Genomic DNA, 19,456 nt, shown 5'->3' on the forward strand with positions numbered 1-19,456 from the left:
CCCTGAAGATGTCTGGAATTTGTGTCAATCAACAAACGGCTCATCCTGAGCTTCGGTGATTATAACGATCGGCCCCGAGAATGTAACCCCAAACCCCGGCCGAGCGGCGAGAACACCGCCCGGATCACATTCCGGTTACTTCACTTCATTTATACCAATCGCCTGCCGCCACAAAGAACGGGTTCAGCACGTCTTCTTTACCGTACTTCAGTGGCTCGCCCTCAAGAGTGTCCACCTTCCCGCCTGCAGCCAACAAAATGGCATGAGCCGCTCCGGTATCCCACTCGCAAGTGGGGCCGAGCCGGGGATAGATATCCGCGTGGCCTTCTGCGATCTTGCAGAATTTAAGGGAACTGCCCGCCTGCACCAGCTCGTGGCTGCCGAGCTTATCAATGAAGGCTCTGGTGTCTTCATTCAGGTGGTTCTTGCTGGCGACAACGCGTTTGGTTTCGCCAGGGACCGCCACACTGATGCGGTGCACCCGGCCCGTGCGGTCGCGCTTATAGGCACCCTCACCTTTCAGGCCCCAATAGGCTTCTTTAAGCGCCGGGGCGGTCACCACGCCCAGGATGGGCTCGCCATTTTCGATCAGAGCAATGTTGACGGTAAACTCGCCGGTGCGCTGCGTAAAATCCTTGGTGCCATCAATGGGGTCGATCAACCAGAACCGGTGCCATTGCTTGCGCTCGCTCCAGGGGATTTCTGCACCCTCTTCCGAAAGTATTGGAATATCATGGCTGAGGTTACGCAGGCCCGCTGCAATTACCTGGTGGCTGGCGATATCGGCAGCAGTGATGGGCGACTCGTCTGCTTTGAAGTCCACCTTGAAGTCCGTCATGTAGATGCTGAGGACTTTTTCACTGGCGGCATCGGCGATTTTGAGAACGTCGGGGAGAATGGAGCTGTAATGCATGAGGGTTCCTTCCTGCGTCAGATCAATAACTTTTGCGCTATTATGGGCGATAGTGACGCAACACATCAAAACTATTGCAAGGATAATTTCATGAAGCTGCGATTCCTTGGCGGTGCAGGCACAGTAACCGGTTCACGCTATCTGCTTTCGGATGACAAGCACCGGCTGCTGGTGGACTGCGGCATGTACCAGGGCGTGAAAAATCTGCGCAAACGCAACTGGGCGCATTTCCCGGTGGATCCCTCCTCTATCAATGCAGTGGTTCTGACCCATGCCCATATTGATCACAGCGGCTATCTGCCCGCTCTGGTCAAGAATGGCTTCAATGGGAAAATCTACTGCACCAAGGCCACCCATGAGTTGTGCAAGGTTTTGCTCCCCGATGCCGGCTACCTGCAGGAAGAGGATGCCAAGTACGCTTTCCGCAAAGGGTTCTCTAAGCATGACAAGCCAGAACCGCTGTTTACGGTCAAAGATGCACATGAAGCCCTGAAACATTTCGAATCACTGCATTATCATGAACGCTTCGAGCCGGTTAAAGGCATGGAAGTCACCTTTACCCCTGCCGGACATATCCTGGGGTCCTCCTGCGTGCATGTAAACCACCGAAGCAGTGACCGCACTATAGTGTTCAGCGGGGACGTGGGCCGACAGAACGATGTCATCATGCGCGCACCGGAGCCCATCGATAAAGCGGATGTGTTGGTGTGCGAGTCCACCTACGGTGACCGATTGCACGCTGAAACCGACCCGGAAGCAGAACTGGCAGACATCATCACGAGAACCGCCGGACGAGGCGGCATTGTGCTGTTGCCCTCCTTTGCTGTGGGTCGAGCGCAAATGCTGTTGTACCTGATCCACAAAATCATGGGTGAAGGCCGGATACCGAAAATGCCGGTGTACCTGAACAGCCCCATGGCGATAAAGGCCACCGAGATTTTTTCTCGCCACCATAAAGAGCACAAGCTCAATGCAGCCCAGTGCGAGATGATCGATGAACACACCGAGTTTGTACGCACGGTGGATGAGTCTATCGAACTTAACAGTGTGCGCTACCCGTGCATCATTATCTCTGCCAGCGGCATGGCCAGCGGGGGCCGGGTGCTACATCATTTGAAGACATTGCTGCCCAATCCGCGGAACAGTATTGTGTTTGCCGGGTTCCAGGCGCCGGGTACGCGGGGCGATGCGCTGGTGAACGGGGCGGAGTCGGTGAAGATTCATGGGGAGTATTGGCCGGTTAAGGCGGAGGTTTATAACCTGGACTCTATGTCTGCTCATGGGGATTATGAGGAGATTTTGCAGTGGCTTGAGGCAGGGAGTTTGAAGCCGGAGAAGGTGTACGTCACCCACGGAGAAATTGTCGCGAGTGACGTTATGAGGAAGCGAATTTCCGAGAAATTTGGGTGGGATACCGAGGTACCTGAGTTGTTTGATGAAGCCTCGATTTAAATGACTGTGCAGCCAGACGGGCTGTACCTGTCATTCCAGTTCGGGGCTCCGCTTGTGTCAACAATACAACCCCAACTGCCCGTCACTGAGCGTTCAAGCCTTAATATTACGCCGGTAAGATTGTTATGGGCGTTGCCCCCCATGGTCACCTGAAGGTGACCAGAACCGTCAGGATTGAGCACTGCTATATCAGTTGCTGCCGTACCTGTGGTCAAAGGTGATGGGGTATAGCCAATATCGGGATTAACCAGTACACCGTTCTGGGCCAGGCGCTCTTCTACCGCCGACTTGTACGTTGATAACTCCCCAAGTGCCCGATTTACCTGAGATTGCATTACATATCCCCGATAGGCTGGGATGGCAATGGCGGAAATGATGCCAATAATGGCGACTACAATCATGAGTTCGATGAGGGTAAAACCACTGTTTTTTCCAAACATACTCTGTATTCCGAAACCCAAAAGTTACTTTTACTCAGCAAAGTCTGGACCAATACTGTTGGAAGGAGCTTGCGGACCTTCCCGGCGAGGAAAATTCCCATGAAACCAGAAGCGGGGCGTTGTCCATTCTTTTAGGTGTTCCTGAGAATAAATTTCATCGGCTTTCATATCGAGATAATAGGTATGCACCTGCCCTACCCAAAGCCACCAAAGTACCGCGACAACTGCGGCAGAGGAGGACGCCAAAGCCAGTTTTGCAGGGGTTCGAGCGTTATAGCCTCGGCTTTCCGGACGGAACACCTTTGGAGCAACCAATGCCCAGAACGCCACCAAAACATGCAGACCGACTATCATCGAACCAGGTGCTATAAACACAGCGGAAACCCCGGCATGTACCAATGCCCCAAGCAAGGACGAAGCTACACCGGAAAGTATAAGAACTTCATCTACTTTACCCTCAATCAATGAGGTAGTGCGACGCCGCCAAAAACTGAGGGTTAGCTGAAGTGCCAGTATCATGAGCAAGAGAATCAACAACCAGCCATACTCTGCAGCCCACATAAGATACATGTTATGCGGATGCCCAAACTTCCTGCTTTCCAAATACTCTTGAGCCAGCAGGTCATGGGTTAACCAGGATTGCGGCCCCATACCGAACGGAAAATTCTGTAGGCTCATCTGCCAGGCTTCAATAAAAAGCGGCATCCTCCCAGAGCTGGTCGCATGAAGTGACCGGAGCTCGGTTTCACCAAAAAACAATGATGGCACCAAGACTGAGAGGAAAAACCAAATAGCTCCCCCTATCAGAAAATAGACAATGAACTGCTTTAGCCACGGCCAGCTTTGGCGGCCAAAGAACAGGGTTGCGAGGAGCACGCCACTCGCAATTCCGATCATCGACCCCCTCGAAGTCGACAAGAGAATGATCCACCACCAAAGTCCGGCTCCGGTAGCGACGATTACTCGCCAAAGCCGGTACTTACGCAGAGGGCCTATAAGTACCGCCAGCGGCAGAATTGGAAGAAGCCAGGTTGCGACATGACTCCAATATCGGATATTTACAAAACCCCACGGAATGAGATCTGAAAGATCGGCCTGGCCATCCACCAATGCAAACAGGTAGACGTTGACCGACATAGCGCCATAGAAAAAGCAGGCAACTGCTGCAATGGAAACGAAAACCTCTACGTAGCGATTGACGCCTCCCAGCGTTACAAGAACAAGCCCGCCTAATATCGTGGTGGCGAAATAGAACGAATACAAACCGGGCTCTACGAAAACGTACAACTGCTCACGGAAAGGAATAGACAAGACGGGAAAGGCAAATATAAACAACAGAGCAGGTAGCAGGGCAAATACTGTTTTTTTTGAGGGTGCCCCCCGGGTCGCAATATAAATTGTGGCGACAATCGAAACAAAACCGGTCAATCCCACCAGAAAAAAACGCTGGTCTGCGTATGAGCCTGCGTACGTTGGCAAGAAATCAGCGAACAGAACGAGAAGCAACGAAAAGATTACTGCGCAACCTGCGAAGGCATGCATTATATGACTTGTTCTCATTCTTGCAGCCCTCCAACTCAATAGATAATGCTCCCTAACAGGAGCCCAACACTGCCAGGAATATCACCAACAAAAAAGCCTGGAGCCAAGGCCCCAGGCTTTCAGACTACCGCATCGCTTTAAAAAAACTCTGCGGAAGCGTGGTTCTACGACCCCTGATTAGGAAGCCGGGCAGCCAGCAGGTGCATAGCTGTCTTTCCAACCATTGTCGGTAGTTGGCGGAGTGATGGCACAGGTGTAAGCGCCATTGTTCGTGCGAGACACAGTGACAACCGCGCCACGAACCGCTGCAGAAGCATCGGTACCCAGCTCAACATTCCAGGACATGGTTGCCTGGTCGCCGTTAACAATATTCAGACCAAACTCTGGACCAGTGTTCGCGCCATCAACCAAGTTTGAACCGGTCCAGCCAATACCGATGGTACGGGGGTCGGTGGTCAAATCGTCTTCATTACCAATCTGGCCGCCGTTGTTAAAGATACTTTCAGCGTTGGATTTAATCGCGTTAACTTCGCCCACTACACGAGAAATCTGAGTACGGGCAGTGTAATCCTGATACTGAGGAATCGCTACCGCAGCCAGAATACCGATGATCGCCACAACGATCATCAATTCGATGAGCGTGAAACCCTTTTGGGCGTGATTCATTTGAATGTTCTTCATTAGTCGACCTCTGTGTTTGTCGTTGATCCACTCGATACGGCCCGGGCCCGGTGGAGTCTCACCCCGCGACCGATATCTAGAGCCTGAGGTTTGGGGAGCATTGTTCGTGCCAACCAGCAAGCGAAAAAAACAACCCCTTTATTATCTGAAGCTTACAAAACATTGTGAAACGCGTCACATAGGCAAAAACAGTCTGTTTAATGCCCTCCTACGTCACGGGGTGACAATAATTGTCAGGCAGGAAAGATGCGCACGCACCTTTCCAAAGTCTTTCGAGCCATCTAAACTCACTCCCAATAGACAAACATCCGTTTCAGCAACTTAGGCTGCGTTTTTTATACAATTTATGTCTACAAATAAAAGCAATGTAACGCTTACGGGCCTGGCGCGACGATTCGTCGAAGACGGGCTTATTGATGAATCCACCGCGAAAGATGCTTTTATCCAGGCATCCCAGAATCGCATTCCCCTCATCACTTACCTCGTTCAGAACGATCTCGCAAATAGCAGCGGGCTTGCCTTTTCCGCCGCGATGGAGTTCGGCGTGTCGGTTCTGGATCTCAGCGCGTTCTCTCCGGAGATGATGCCGGAGAAGGTTGTCGATGAGAAACTGATACGAAAACACAACACCCTGCCTCTCTATAAGCGGGGAAATCGTCTTTTTATTGCGGTTTCTGACCCCACCAACATCCAGGCGCTGGATGAGATCAAGTTCAACACGGGGCTTAGTACCGATGCGGTCCTGGTTGACGATGCGAAGCTCAGGGAAGCCATAGACAAATATCTTGAATCCCAGGATACATCGATGGGGGACCTCGATGACGCTGACCTGGAGGGCGTGGAAACCGAAGGCGGTGACCAGGAAGACGAAGCTGTTGCAGCGGCCACGGACGTGGACGATGCTCCGATTGTAAAGTACGTGAACAAGATGCTGCTCGATGCTATTCGGGGTGGCGCTTCGGACGTGCACTTTGAGCCATACGAAAAAACTTACCGGGTGCGTTACCGGACTGACGGCATCCTCAAAGAAATGTCCCGTCCCTCCATCAAACTGGCTCCGAAAATCTCTGCCCGCATCAAGATCATGGCCCAGCTGGATATTTCTGAGCGCCGGGTCCCCCAGGATGGGCGGATCAAAATGAAGCTATCCAAGACCAAAGCCATCGATTTCCGGGTAAACACCCTGCCGACACTCTGGGGTGAAAAAATTGTTCTGCGGATTCTGGATCCAAGTCAAGCCAAGCTGGGCATTGATGTCCTGGGTTACGAAGAAGAACAGAAAAAGCTGTATATGGATGCCCTGGAGCAGCCACAGGGAATGATACTGGTTACGGGGCCAACTGGTTCCGGCAAGACCGTATCGCTGTATACCGGCCTGAACATTCTGAACACACCCGAAAGAAATATTTCGACTGCGGAGGACCCGGCGGAGATCAACCTGGAGGGCGTCAACCAGGTGAACGTGAATACCAGGGTCGGCCTGGGATTCGCAGAAGCACTCCGGGCATTCTTACGCCAGGACCCGGACATCATCATGGTGGGTGAGATCCGGGACCTTGAAACGGCAAATATTGCCATTAAAGCCGCGCAAACCGGTCACTTGGTGCTTTCAACCCTTCATACCAACAGTGCGGCAGAAACACTCACCCGAATGATGAACATGGGCGTACCTTCCTTCAACATCGCCACATCCGTGAGCCTGATTATTGCCCAGCGCCTGGGCCGACGGTTGTGCAGTGCGTGCAAACAAGCGGCGGATGTTCCCAAGGACGTACTTTTAGCGGAGGGGTTCACACAGGAACAAATTGATACAGGGTTCACGTTGTACCGCCCCAAGGGCTGTGATAAATGCAATGGAGGATATAAAGGCCGCGTTGGTATTTACGAGGTGGTCAAGATTACCGATGAGCTGGCGAACATGATTATGGAAGAAGCCAGTTCGATTAAAATTGCAAAGCAGGCACAGGCCGAAGGCTTCCCGAATTTGCGGCAGTCTGCCCTCAAAAAGGTTATTGAGGGTGTGACCAGCCTTGAGGAAGCCAACCGCGTGACGAAGGATTAAGCATGGTAGAAAAAGCAGAGAAACTTCAGGCATTCCTCTGGGAAGGTAAAGACCGGAGAGGTAACAAGTCCAAGGGTGAAGTGTCCGGTACAAACCTGGCGCTGGTTAAGGCCCAGTTGCGCAAGCAGGGTATCATCCCTGAGAAGGTTAAAAAGAAGCCGAAACCTTTGTTCGGCGGTAGCAAGAAAATTACGCCTTTTGATATTGCCATGCTAACCCGCCAGCTCGCGACGATGATGAAGGCTGGGGTACCCCTGGTTCAGAGTTTCGACATCGTTGCGGACGGCCTTGAAAACAAAGGCCTTCAGGAGTTGGTTACGAGTATCCGGAATGATATTTCTTCCGGGACAAGCTTTGCCGGCGCCCTTCGAAAACACCCCAAACATTTCGACGATCTATATTGCAACCTGGTGGATTCGGGCGAAAAGGCTGGCGCACTGGAGAGCATGCTGGACCGCATAGCCTTGTATCTTGAGAAAACCGAAATTCTCAAGAAAAAAGTCAAAAAAGCTATGACGTACCCGGCCGCCATTATTGTCGTTGCCGTCATTGTAACAGCCATTTTGTTGGTAAAAGTTGTTCCTCAATTTGAAAGCCTCTTTCAGGGGTTTGGCGCTGAGTTGCCAGTATTCACGCAGATGGTAGTGAGGTTATCGGAGTGGCTGCAAACCTGGTGGTTTGTGGTGCTGATTGGAATCGTAGGCACGCTCTTCCTGTTTAAAGAAGCCGTGCGGAGATCCCAGAAGTTCTCTGATCTTGTTGATAAATACGTGCTGAAACTACCGGTGGTTGGTGAAATCCTGGACAAGTCCGCGGTTGCCAAGTTCGGGCGCGTGCTTTCCACAACCTTTGCGGCGGGTGTACCACTCGTTGATGCGCTTGATTCTGTTGCTGGCGCAACCGGTAATGCTATCTATCGGGATGCTATACAGCGGATAAAGAACGATGTTTCCAGTGGCACTCAATTGCAGGCCTCGATGAGACAACAGGGGGTCTTCCCGGTTATGGCGGTGCAGTTGACTGCCATTGGTGAAGAGTCAGGTAACCTGGATGAGATGCTGGAAAAGGTAGCGGTCCATTATGAGGCAGTGGTAGATGACATGGTCGACAATCTCACAGCACTGCTGGAGCCGGTGATTATGGCAGTACTGGGCGTGCTTGTGGGCGGTTTGATTATTGCCATGTATTTGCCGATTTTCCAGATGGGTCAGGTTGTTGGTTGATCGTTTTGCTTTGAGTTAAAAGCCCCCTCTCCCGCAAGGGGAGAGGGGTGTCAACAGTTCAGTTTGAGAATTTTGATGGTCTCTCTTGATGTTTTTCTGGCTACCCCCTGGCTTCTTTACCCCTCAGTCACCCTCTTTTCCCTCTGCATAGGCAGCTTCCTGAACGTCGTTATCCTGCGCCTGCCAAAAATGATGCAGCAGGACTGGCGCTGCCAGTGTGAGGAGTTTCTGGAGCTTCCCGAGGGTCAGCGGAAAGAGGAAGAGCCGATCACGCTTTCAAAGCCTGCGTCCACCTGCCCTTCCTGCGGCCACAAGATCCGTGCCTGGGAAAATATTCCGGTAATCAGCTACCTGGTACTGGGCGGCAAGTGTGCTTCCTGCAAGACGGGTATTTCACCGCGCTACCCGATTATCGAGGCCGTAACGGCGCTATTTTCCGTGGTGACGGTTTTTGTCATGGGGCCGACGGAAGCGGCGTTGTGGGCGTTGCTACTGGTATGGGCACTGATCGCGCTCACGGTGATTGATTTTGATACCCAGCTACTGCCGGATAGCATAACCTTGCCGCTGATGTGGCTGGGGCTGGTGTTGAATTACTTCGGTATACTCACCGACTTCACCAGTGCCTTTTGGGGCGCTGTCGCTGGCTACCTGTCGCTTTGGTCGGTCTACTGGCTGTTCAAGCTGGTGACCGGCAAGGAAGGTATGGGGCATGGGGATTTCAAGTTGCTGGCGGCGCTGGGCGCCTGGCTGGGGTGGCAGTTGTTGCCGGCGGTGATTCTGTTGTCGTCGGTGGTGGGCGCCGTGGTGGGTATCAGTTTGATGGTGTTCCGCAAGCATGGGCGTGAGGTGCCGATTCCGTTCGGGCCTTATCTGGCGGCGGCCGGGTTGCTTTGCCTCTGGTTCGGGGCGGAGATTTTGGCGGCCTGGTATGGGTATTTGGGGGTCTGATGGCGGTTGTTGGACTAACTGGCGGTATTGGCTCTGGCAAATCAACGGTTGCTCGGATGTTCGACGCCCTGGGCGTACACTGGGTGGACGCCGATGACGTTGCACGAGAGGTCGTCGAGCCCGGCACCCCTGCCCTTGAGCAGATTGCTGAGCACTTCGGGCATGATATCCTGCTTCCAGGCGGTGGCCTCAATCGCGCGGCATTGCGGCAGCTGGTGTTTGATGCTCCGGAGGAGCGGAGGTGGCTGGAGGCGCTATTGCACCCCGTCATTCGTGAGGAACTGATCAGGCAATTGCACCCGGAGGGCTATTCCCTACCCTACGTGTTGCTGGTGTCGCCATTATTGCTGGAAACCGACCAGCACCAGCTGGTCGACAAAGTGGTTGTGGTGGACGTTCCGGTGGAAGTTCAGATTGAAAGGACAATGGCCAGGGATGAAAATGCCAGGGATCAGGTTCAGCGAATTATCGACGCACAAATTCCACGGGAGCAGCGGTTGCAGAAGGCTGACGAGGTTGTGGACAATAGCCGACCCATTCCAGACGTTGAGCACCGCGTTGAAGAGTTACACAATCAGTTTATGGTGGCCTTTGGTCGCTAGCGCTCCCCCTTTCCGCACCTTTTCCCGCGTTTGTGCTGCTCTGCTTGTAGCCACCCCAGGGATAACCACGGCCCAGGACCGCCCCTTCACCATTGCAGACCCCGCAGTGGAGGACGTATTGACCCCGGAAAACCTGCCGCCTTCATTTTTTACCTTTTCCCCGGATGAATATTGGGCTGAGCCCAGGGATTCCTATTGGTTGCAGTTCAGCAACTGGGTTCTGACTCAGGAACGCGGCCATAGTGACCGCATACAGGCGTTGGGTGAATGGGCGGACCGAACCCTTTCAGGCAGTAGCCAGGCGTTGCCAGACAATGAAAGCTATCTGCGTGTGGGGTTTGCCACAGAGTCGGAGTATGGCGACCCGGCCCAGTTCGATCCCGAAGCGCGGTTCCGGCTGGACATTCCGACCACTGAGGAAAAACTGCGGCTGGTTATCGAGAGTGAGAGTGATGAACTGATCCCCCTCTCTGAAAGACGGCGTAACCGCCAACTGACCGAAGATGAGCGCAGTGAAACCCAGGCCACCGGTGCGTTTCGTTATCTGACCAGTGTCGGGGATGCCATCAATCTGAGTAACGATGTGGGTGTGCGCCTGCGGCTGCCGCCGGATGCTTTCTGGCGGGCAAAGGCTGAGAAGAGTTGGCAGCCGAACGAGGACTGGAAGCTTGCGGTGGAGCAGCGAGTGTACTATTTCCACCAGGACGGCTGGGGCACGCGCTCGTGGTTCGGGGCAGGTCGTGATCTGGGCAACGGCTGGAATACGTTGGTCTCGTCAGAGGTTGAATGGGTCCATGATGAACGTAAGTTTGAGCTTTCCCAGACGGCAAATTTTTACAAGCGGCTGAACAACCGGTCCACCCTGAATCCCCGCGTGGGTGTTCTGGGTGAGAGTCAGCCGGGGTGGCGGACGACGTCGGTGTTTACGGATGTGACATACCGGTATCGTTTGCACAGTGACTGGCTGTTTGGGGAAATTATTCCGGCGTTGGAGTTTCCGCGAGATGAAAGTTTCAAGGATCGGGCTTCGTTGGTGTTGCGGATAGAGTTGTATTTTTCTGGCAGTATTGAGCGGCCCTACTGAGGCCCTGACAATAAAATCCTGTGTTTTCTGGCCGAGCTTCAGCCGCTACGCCCTTCCAAAACACGCTACGAGCACATCCATGTGCGCTTGACTTCGGCCGTCCTTGGCCGAAGACAGTTTTGGAAGGGCGTACCGGCTGAATCTCTAACTCGAGTTGTCTGAATCTTTTTATGAGCCATCATCCATCCCGTCCTGCCACTGAGGCATTAACGCTCACGCCGATAGCCCTTACCCGCTCCTGTTTCCGTGACAAGTTTGGTGTACCCCGCCAACCGGGGCTGACCCGGTTTGCCCATGCAGATCTGGTGATTGAACCACCGTTTGACCGGGAGGATGCATTCCGGGGGCTGGAGACGGCGAGTCATCTATGGCTGACGTTTCAGTTTCATGAAGCGGTCCGGGCCGAGTGGCGGCCGGTGGTTCGGCCGCCGCGGCTGGGGGGCAACAAGAAGATCGGCGTGTTTGCCAGTCGGTCGCCGTTTAGGCCTAACAGTCTGGGGTTGTCGGTGGTTCGGAATGAGGGACTGGCCCGGGATGACAATGGGCGGTTAGTGCTGCGGATCAGTGATCATGATCTGATTGACGGTACGCCGATTCTCGATATCAAACCGTATTTGCCGTTTGCGGATTCGGTGCCGGAGGCTTCGCTTGGCTGGGCGGATTCAGCCCCTACGGAGCGGTTACCAGTGGTGTTTCTGGATGAGGCGCAAACTCAGCTTGCGGGTTTGTCGGCAACGCAGTATCCCGACCTGCGGGGGTTGATCGAGGATGTAGTGAGTTACGACCCGCGGCCTTCGTTTCGGCGGGGGCGGGATGAGGCGAGGATTTACGGGGCGCACCTGTATGACCTGAATGTGCGTTTTCGTTTTGTGCATGACGAATTACAGGAGCGTGTCGAAGTGCTGACTGTCTGTTAAACTGCAAATCGGTTGTTTTTTCGACACAGGGAATGCGTGCCTTGCCTCCGCTCCGGTTATTCAGACGAATAGGTGTACGGCCACTGGCTGCAAGACTGCTGGTTTATGTTCTGTTGTTCAGCCTGATCCTGTCTCTGGCAGCAACGGGCGTGCAGATGATTGGCGAGTTCGAGCGCCGCAAGGAGGAGCTTCGCAGCACTCAGGAGCGCGCTGCCGAGCTGGTTTCGGGTGCCATGAGCAACAATCTGTGGCTACTGAACTACAGCGAGGTAGCCAACAGTCTGGACGATATGCGGGCCATGCCTGTCATTCAGCACGCCCGGGTCATTACGGCCGGAGGCGAGGAGTTCAATACCGGCACCTACCCCGAGGGCCGGGTGATTAGCCAGTCGTTCCCGCTGGTTTTTAATCACGCCAATTTCGAACATTCTGAAGCCATGGGCACATTAACAGTGACCTCGTCGGTAGAGACGGTCTATAACGAGCTGATGGATCGCGCGCTGCTGACGCTGTTGTTCCAGTCGATGATTGTGATGCTGGGCACGCTGGGTTTGTTGATTATTGTGCGGCTCACCCTGTCACGGCATTTAGAAACCATTGCTGATTATGCCGCCCGACTGAATCTGGACGCGTTGATTGAACCGCTGCACCTTCGTCGCAAACCACCCAAGCGAGCGGATGAACTCAGCGAACTGGAGCAGGCACTGAACACCATGCGCCTGCAGTTGCTGGAAGATACCCGCTCCCTTCGCCAGTCATCGATTCAGTCCCAGGACGAGCGGGACGAAGCTGTTCGGGCCAATCATGCCAAGAACCAGTTCCTGGCAAATGTCAGCCATGAATTGCGGATTCCGCTGCAGTCTGTTCTGGGCTACGCCAATCTGCTTTCAGACACGCCCCTGGACCAGGACCAACGGGAGTACGTTCACACGCTGCTGAACGCTTCCCAGAGCCTGTCGTCCATCATCAACGACCTGCTGGACATCTCCAGCATGGAAGCCGGCAAGCTGGTGCTGGAGGATATTCCCTTTGACCTGCGGGACACCCTGAACGATCTCGTGCATATGCTGGGTGCGCGGGCCCGGGAAAAAGGCCTGGCCCTGGAGCTGCGCATTGACGAGAACCTGCCCTGGGCGCTGAGGGGCGATCCGGTGCGGCTACGCCAGGTTCTGCTGAACCTGACGTCCAACGCCATCAAGTTTACCGATTCGGGTCATGTACTGATCAGCATTGAAGTGCTGGGCCGCCGGGACGACAACGTGCGGCTGCGGATAGCGGTTGAGGATACCGGTGTCGGCATCAATCCCGAAGACATCCCGCTGGTGTATGAGCCTTACGTTCAATTGGGCCAGCGGTTCCAGCGCCAGCTCCCCGGCGCGGGCCTGGGGCTGACCATCTGCCGCCAGCTGGTTCACCTGATGAGCGGCTCCCTGGAGTTGGAGAGCAAACCCGGGGATGGCTCCACCTTCTGGATGGAGCTGACGTTGCCCGTTGCCGCAGACAGTGCAGCGCGCAGCAGGCCCGATACCAGCATGATCCGGGGCAAGCGCATTATGGTTGTTGATTCCTATGAACTGTCCCGCAAGATTACCCTGGAGATGCTGTCGCGGCATGAGCTGGATATTGAAGCGGTAAAGTCCGCCGGCGAGGCACTGACGTCACTGCGTCTGGCCTCTGACAATCACGAGCCCTTTGATGCCATTGCGCTGGATGGGTTTGTGCCTGATATGGACAGTGACCTGCTGTGCCGCCAGATTCGCAGCAATCCTGTATGGAACCATACGCGGCTGCTGATCCTGTCCTCCAATCCCCAGCGCGGTGACGCCGAGCATTTCCGCCAGGCCGGCGCCGATGCGTTTCTGAGCAAGTCCCTGCGGGAATCCTGCCTGACGCCAATCCTGCATCAGCTGTTTGCAGACGCAGCCAAGGACGAGCGCCGGTTCCTGACACGGTTTTCCCTGCAGGCGGTCAGCGACAAGACCCGCCGCCAGGAGTTGCCCTGTGGGCGCATGAAGGTTCTGCTGGTGGAAGACAACCCGGTCAACCGTACCCTTACCCGCCGCCTGCTGGAAAAGCTCGGCTGTGATGTGATGACAGCCAATGATGGAGAAGCAGCTTCCAGTCTGTGGCAATGGCACCCCTTCGACCTGATTTTCATGGACTGCCTCATGCCTCGGGTGGATGGCTTCGAAGCCACGCGGCGCCTGCGCCGGTGGGAGAAGGACCATCACCGCACCCCGGTACCGGTGGTGGCTTTAACAGCCAGTGCCATGGAGAAGGACGAGGAAAGTTGCCGCGAGGCAGGCATGGATTCCTTTGTTGCCAAGCCTGTCAATATTGAAATGCTGCGGGCGGTTCTGGAACAATACTGCAAGGCGTCCGCATCCACCTGAATATGTCACAAGGCCATCATGAACGTAGAATGCCCCACCTGTAAGAAATCCGTGGAATGGAACGAAAGCAATCCTTTTCGCCCTTTCTGCTCGGAACGCTGTAAACTGATTGATCTTGGCGCCTGGGCCAACGAAGAATACCGCGTGCCAGCGGAAAACGCTTCACCTGACGATCTTGACCAGGGCGGTGAAACAACCAATCACTGAAGACCCGGATTAACCACCCCTTACCCCATTTTAAGTTGAGCCTCCCGCGTCTGCCCGTTACCATTCAGGCAGTTAGCCCGTTGATCAGGCGGGTAAGAGCCGATCCGATTACATTCAATCAATGAAAAGGTAGAAGAATGAAAGCGTACCGTATTCCTTTTATCGTTCTGTCCCTTGCCGCAGCCCCTGTATACGCGGCTGATGCGGATCTGAGCCTGACCAACGACTCTGTAAAGGGCCAGGTGAACTTTTTCGGCCCCAATTCTGATATTCAGGTGGGTACCGGTTATACCTATCACGAAGGCAGCCGCCATATTGGCAACGTGGATTTCCACGCCCAGGGCCGCACCGCACTCGGCAATCTCCCTACTACTGCCGGCATCGGTGTTCGCGCCATCGGGTGGGATGACGATCGTCTGGACGGGGGCGCTGTTGCTCTTGGCGGGTTCGCCACGGTGAATGTTCCCGACGTCCCCGGCCTTTCCTTCACTGGCGGGCTTCACTATGCACCAAGCATTCTGTCGTTCGGTGATTCAGACGACCTCACCAGCGTTGAGTTGCGTGGCAGCTACCGGGTTATCCGTAACGCGGAACTCTTTGCCGGTTACCGCTACCTGAATACGGATTTCGAAGGCCCCGGTGACCTCAACCTTGATGAAGGTGTGATGGCTGGCATGAAGATCTTCTTCTGATCTGCCCCTGACCATCTGACACCCCCCCCGCCGGTTTCTCTACCGGCGGGGTTAACACCATTGAATTCGTGCCCTGCCTCACTCTTTGCACTTATCCAAGTTGGTAAACTTCCCGCTCACGTTTCGGGAATGGTTTATCGGCATGGACAACCTCTGTTTACAAACCACCAGACGGGCTCTTCTGGCCCTGTCAGCAGCTTCCGTACTCTCACTCACCAGCGGTTGCGGCGGTGGTGATGATGCCATTGACGAGGCCAGAGACAGTGAAAACAGCTTCCCCCCGGCCAAGAACGCCAATGACGATTTCACCTCCGGGACCACCGGCGATTCCAGCGATTCCTCCGGTCTGGAGCGCAATGAGGTCCGGGTAACCATGGAGGTTCCGGAATCTGTGGCGCCTGAGGGCGAGGCTACCAGGCGCAACCTGAGAATTGTCGAGCCGGACACCGTCACCGTTTACCGCACGGACCAGTCGCTCCGCAACCTTGCCTCGGTGGACACTCGCGCCCGCACCGAAGACACCGGCCGCACCGTGATCACCTTCGAAGAGGGCCTGCCCCTGGGCCCGGACGTGGTCATTGAGGCCACCTACGGCAACACTCGCCTTCGGGCCCTCGCTGCAGATGCCGACAGGGACGTAAAGGTTAACCCCTTCTCGGAATACCTGGTGGCCAATGCCGTGGGCCGTTACACCTCCGGTGAATTCAGCCGGATTATGGAGTGTGTGAACGACGCCAACAGCACCCTGTGTCTCAACAAATATGTATGGTCCACCCTTGCCGACCAGGTTCACGATTTTGAAATTGATATTCCTGACAACCTGGGGGCTCAGGGAGCATTAACACTGCTGGAAGAACGGGGAGACTTTGCGGGGTATGTGGCCTCCATGGCGGACCTGGCACTGCTGGATGAGGCTTCCTCCGGCAAAATTGAAGCCAGCTCGGCGGATTATCACTCGGTATTCTTGGGGATAGAACTGGGCCACACCTTCCGGGAGTCGAGCCTTGCTGGCTCCGGTCAATGGGGCGTGCGCCTTGCTCGAGAGGAGACTGTCACCGACCAGAATGGCACCGGCTATGTCTATCCCGGCCTGACGCTGACGTCCTTCGATGCCTTCAATATCAAGGTAACGTCCCTGGCCAGCGATATCCCCTATGACCGGAAGACGCTGGTACACCGGAATGACAACGAATTTTTTGACCGAACAGACTGGCAATTGAACACCCACTCTTCTTCCCCCGGAGCCGCTACCCTGAAGGACGATCTCCGCCTCCTGGCCGGTCGCGCCCTGTTCCAGAGCATTACCGGCCGCGGCAGCTCGGAAATCATCGGCTGGACCCGTAACCCCTATCATCTGGACGCCTATGTGGGGGGTGGTAGCGAACAGCCCGACCGCGTACTCAGCGGCTATTTCACAGCGGGAAAAGCCATTGAATTACGGTCGGAAGGGGGCGAGCTGAAGCGGGAGCGCACTCTGGAAAACCACTATTTGTCCGTTTTCGAACTGAACCTGCTGCGTTCAGAAGGTTTCGACAGGCAGGCCTCGTTGGACGGCAAGAATTACAACGTGGTGTACCTGGCCACCCGGATGGGCGATGAAAGCCAGCCCATGGTGGCGGAAAGTGGAATCGGTGACTGGCAGATCAGCGGCCAGGCCGTTACCCAGACCGCAACGACCGTGGCCCTTCAGCGGGACAATACCGGCGCAGTCTCCCTCGCGCCCGGAACCCGCGATGCCAGTTGGGTAATCAGCGAGCGTCCCTCCAGAGTGTGGGACCCCAATAGTGGGAACCGCATTGTCAGTAATGGGCGCCTGAACCTCGACAGAAACACCGCTTCCGGCCTTGATGAGATACCTGACCTTGCCATTGGTGCCTCCACACCGGATGGCAGCCTGCTGGGATTCAACCTGGATACCAACGCCATCGGCGATGGCCTGTTAGTGGCTGCCGAGAAGGCCAACGTCTCGCCACCCACCAGCGGCCAATACCGACTGCAAGGTGCGAGTCTGGGCATGGCCCCCGCCAGCAACCGCCTGGCCCATCTCGACAACGCCCTGCTGGTGATTGAATCTTCAGCCAGTGCCCGCCTGAAGGCTCGACGGCTTGATGTTACCCATCAGGTGAATGCAGAAACCGTTTCCGTGCCGCAAACCATAGTACCGGCCGAGGCTTCTCTCACCTACAGTGCGAACACAGATGGGACCGCAACGTTTACCGGGGACACCCTGACGTTGAACGGTTTTTTTACGAGTGATCAGGATCAGTTTTTCCTGCAGTTGAGGGACACCGACGGCCAGGAAGAGGTTCTGGGCCTGGTCATGGCGACCCGTCTTCCAGAGTGAGCAGCAGCAAACCACACGGGCGAAGTGCTCGTATAACCTGTTATAATCACTGTCATATCGATTGTAACGAGAGGTTGTATGTCTTCTGGTATCCGGGTGTTGTTGCTGGTAGTTCCGATGGTGGTTTTTGGCTTCTGGGGAGCTTTGCACACACCGGATCCCGATCTTGACCGGGACAAGGATGACGCAGCCGACGTTGCTCTGGCCAAATTGCCACCCCTGCCCCGTTGGTCCGGGACTGATCTGCCGGACTTCTCCACGTATCGTGATACCACCGAAAAAAAGGCAGCCTTCTTTTCGTTTCTCTACCCCCGTATCGTGCTGGCGAACTCTCGCATACTTATTGAGCGTGAATACCTGCGAAGCCTCTCTGGTAAAGAAAGTCTCACGAAATCAGAACTGACCTGGCTGAAAAACCAGGCCGAGCGTTTGCGGGTTGATGAGGAACCCGGTAGCCCGGACATGTTCCGACGGCTTGAGTATCGCCTCGACGTAATTCCTCCCTCCCTGGTCATGGCGCAGGCAGCTAACGAATCCGCCTGGGGAACCTCGCGCTTCGCCCGCCGGGGGAACAACCTGTTTGGCCAGTGGTGCTTCTCGAAAGGCTGTGGCCTCGTGCCTCAAAGCCGTATTGAGGGTGCCAGCCACGAAGTGGCCAGCTTCAGTTCCCCCTACGTTTCGGTGCGCTCCTACATTCAGAACCTGAATCGTCATCCCGCCTACCAGAAGCTCAGGGACATCCGCCTTGAGGCTCGCAACAACGGCGGTTATCCCAGCGGTTCAATCCTTGCTGCAGGGCTGCTTGACTATTCCGAGCGCGGTGAAGAATACGTGAAGGAAATCAGAAGCATGATCCGACATAACAACCTGACCTACTACGACGAAAAGTTTCGTAGTGTTCGCGATAGCAGCCAACAGCAGTTGCTGAAGCTTGCCTCAGCCAGCAAGGAAGAAGCCCTGCTGCCTGGCAGCGAAAATATAGCAACCGGCAGCGAAAGCTAACCGCCCTGCCACCCGACAACCAACCAGACTCGTATTCCGGAGACAGCCGTCGATGCTCAGTTTTTTGCCTGCACCGGTCAAAGGTGTGCTTGCAATAATTCTTGTTCTGCTCAATACCCTGTGGCTCTTCCCGATCCTGATGGTCTTTGCCATTATCAAGCTGGTCTTTCCGGCGGCACCCATCCGCAAAGGGTGCACCATTGTTCTCAATCGCATAGCCTGGTTATGGATCGGCTTCAACAATGTGCTGGCCGATGTACTTCACAATATTGAGTGGGACGTTCGCGGGGTCGAGGACCTGAGCCGGGAACACTGGTATTTTGTGACCTGTAATCACCAGAGCTGGGCCGACATTCCGGCTATCCAGCATGTGCTGAACAACCGCATTCCGCTGCTCAAGTTTTTCCTGAAACAGCAACTGATCTGGGTGCCTTTTCTGGGTATCGCTTGGTGGGCGCTGGATTTTCCATTCATGCAGCGGCACACCAAGGAACAGATAGCACGACGCCCCGAACTCAAAGGCCGGGACGTGGAAACCACTCGCGCAGCCTGTGAAAAATTCCGGTACACACCGGTAACCATCTTCAATTTCATGGAAGGCACCCGGCTGACTGCAGAGAAACACAGGAACCAGAATTCACCCTACAGGAACCTGCTCAAACCCCGTGCCGGTGGCACCGCCTTTGTACTGGAAGCCATGGGCGATTCGCTCCACACGATGCTGGATGTGACCATCGTGTATCCCGAGGGCAAGTGCGGCGTATGGGATTACCTGTGCGGGCGAATTCAGAGAATCATTATTGATATACGAACCAGGGAAATTCCACAGCGGTTTCTGGGCATGAACTATCAGGAGGATCGTGAAATCCGCGTGGATTTCCAGCGCTGGGTGAGTGAGCTATGGGCCGATAAAGACGCCCGCATCGAAGAGCTGAAACAGGGCGCCTGACC

17 protein-coding genes are annotated in these 19,456 nt (G+C 55.0%); 13 read left to right on the forward strand and 4 right to left on the reverse strand.

Annotated features, from left to right (window positions below; genetic code table 11):
• Positions 1–145: 145 nt before the first annotated feature.
• The gene (gene cysQ / locus FO268_RS00940) at positions 146–913 is read right to left on the reverse strand and encodes a 3'(2'),5'-bisphosphate nucleotidase CysQ (RefSeq protein WP_150988276.1); all 768 of its coding nucleotides are present in this window, start codon (positions 911–913) and stop codon (positions 146–148) included.
• Positions 914–1,003: 90 nt separating this feature from the next.
• Between cysQ and FO268_RS00945 the strand changes: the two genes are divergently transcribed.
• Positions 1,004–2,365: an MBL fold metallo-hydrolase RNA specificity domain-containing protein gene (locus tag FO268_RS00945; protein WP_150988279.1), complete on the forward strand. Its 1,362-nt coding sequence runs from the start codon at positions 1,004–1,006 to the stop codon at positions 2,363–2,365.
• Here FO268_RS00945 and FO268_RS00950 read toward each other — a convergent pair.
• The 3 genes from FO268_RS00950 to FO268_RS00960 all read right to left on the reverse strand — a co-directional run bounded on the left by FO268_RS00950 (position 2,362) and on the right by FO268_RS00960 (position 5,028).
• Complete coding sequence (locus FO268_RS00950; RefSeq protein ID WP_150988282.1) at positions 2,362–2,805, reverse strand: pilin; 444 nt, start codon at positions 2,803–2,805, stop codon at positions 2,362–2,364. The genes FO268_RS00945 and FO268_RS00950 overlap by 4 nt on opposite strands.
• A gap of 30 nt (positions 2,806–2,835) precedes the next feature.
• Positions 2,836–4,365, reverse strand: coding sequence for an O-antigen ligase family protein (locus FO268_RS00955; protein WP_150988285.1), 1,530 nt, complete (start codon positions 4,363–4,365; stop codon positions 2,836–2,838).
• A 159-nt stretch (positions 4,366–4,524) separates the two neighbouring features.
• Positions 4,525–5,028: a pilin gene (locus FO268_RS00960; protein WP_150988288.1), complete on the reverse strand. Its 504-nt coding sequence runs from the start codon at positions 5,026–5,028 to the stop codon at positions 4,525–4,527.
• A gap of 346 nt (positions 5,029–5,374) precedes the next feature.
• Between FO268_RS00960 and pilB the strand changes: the two genes are divergently transcribed.
• From pilB to FO268_RS01020, 12 genes are all read left to right on the forward strand, one after another.
• The gene (pilB, locus tag FO268_RS00965; protein ID WP_150988291.1) at positions 5,375–7,090 is read left to right on the forward strand and encodes a type IV-A pilus assembly ATPase PilB; all 1,716 of its coding nucleotides are present in this window, start codon (positions 5,375–5,377) and stop codon (positions 7,088–7,090) included.
• A 2-nt stretch (positions 7,091–7,092) separates the two neighbouring features.
• Positions 7,093–8,313 (forward strand): type II secretion system F family protein, encoded by a 1,221-nt coding sequence (locus FO268_RS00970; RefSeq protein ID WP_150988295.1) that lies wholly within the window; start codon positions 7,093–7,095, stop codon positions 8,311–8,313.
• 75 nt (positions 8,314–8,388) lie between these two features.
• Entirely contained in the window at positions 8,389–9,264 is an 876-nt protein-coding gene (locus tag FO268_RS00975) for a prepilin peptidase (protein WP_150988297.1), read from the forward strand.
• A complete protein-coding gene (gene coaE, locus FO268_RS00980) occupies positions 9,264–9,866 on the forward strand; it encodes a dephospho-CoA kinase (RefSeq protein ID WP_150988300.1) in 603 nt (200 codons plus the stop codon). Before FO268_RS00975 ends, coaE begins: the two co-directional genes overlap by 1 nt.
• A gap of 118 nt (positions 9,867–9,984) precedes the next feature.
• The gene (locus FO268_RS00985) at positions 9,985–10,950 is read left to right on the forward strand and encodes a hypothetical protein (RefSeq protein ID WP_225316473.1); all 966 of its coding nucleotides are present in this window, start codon (positions 9,985–9,987) and stop codon (positions 10,948–10,950) included.
• Positions 10,951–11,120: 170 nt separating this feature from the next.
• Entirely contained in the window at positions 11,121–11,867 is a 747-nt protein-coding gene (gene tsaA, locus FO268_RS00990; RefSeq protein WP_150988303.1) for a tRNA (N6-threonylcarbamoyladenosine(37)-N6)-methyltransferase TrmO, read from the forward strand.
• A gap of 32 nt (positions 11,868–11,899) precedes the next feature.
• Positions 11,900–14,260, forward strand: coding sequence for a hybrid sensor histidine kinase/response regulator (locus FO268_RS00995; RefSeq protein WP_227716212.1), 2,361 nt, complete (start codon positions 11,900–11,902; stop codon positions 14,258–14,260).
• An 18-nt stretch (positions 14,261–14,278) separates the two neighbouring features.
• The gene (yacG, locus tag FO268_RS01000) at positions 14,279–14,467 is read left to right on the forward strand and encodes a DNA gyrase inhibitor YacG (protein ID WP_150988306.1); all 189 of its coding nucleotides are present in this window, start codon (positions 14,279–14,281) and stop codon (positions 14,465–14,467) included.
• Between the two features lie 137 nt (positions 14,468–14,604).
• Positions 14,605–15,159: a YfaZ family outer membrane protein gene (locus FO268_RS01005; protein WP_150988309.1), complete on the forward strand. Its 555-nt coding sequence runs from the start codon at positions 14,605–14,607 to the stop codon at positions 15,157–15,159.
• Between the two features lie 142 nt (positions 15,160–15,301).
• On the forward strand, positions 15,302–17,503 hold the full coding sequence (locus tag FO268_RS01010; protein ID WP_191966781.1) for a hypothetical protein: 2,202 nt from the start codon (positions 15,302–15,304) through the stop codon (positions 17,501–17,503).
• A gap of 78 nt (positions 17,504–17,581) precedes the next feature.
• A complete protein-coding gene (locus FO268_RS01015) occupies positions 17,582–18,505 on the forward strand; it encodes a glucosaminidase domain-containing protein (protein WP_150988312.1) in 924 nt (307 codons plus the stop codon).
• Between the two features lie 52 nt (positions 18,506–18,557).
• Positions 18,558–19,454 carry an acyltransferase gene (locus FO268_RS01020; RefSeq protein WP_150988315.1) on the forward strand — a complete coding sequence of 299 codons (897 nt, stop codon included), beginning with the start codon at positions 18,558–18,560 and terminating at the stop codon, positions 19,452–19,454.
• Positions 19,455–19,456 lie beyond the last annotated feature (2 nt).

Origin of the sequence: Marinobacter denitrificans, assembly GCF_008795955.1 — a bacterium.
GTDB classification, from domain to species: Bacteria; Pseudomonadota; Gammaproteobacteria; order Pseudomonadales; family Oleiphilaceae; genus Marinobacter; species Marinobacter denitrificans.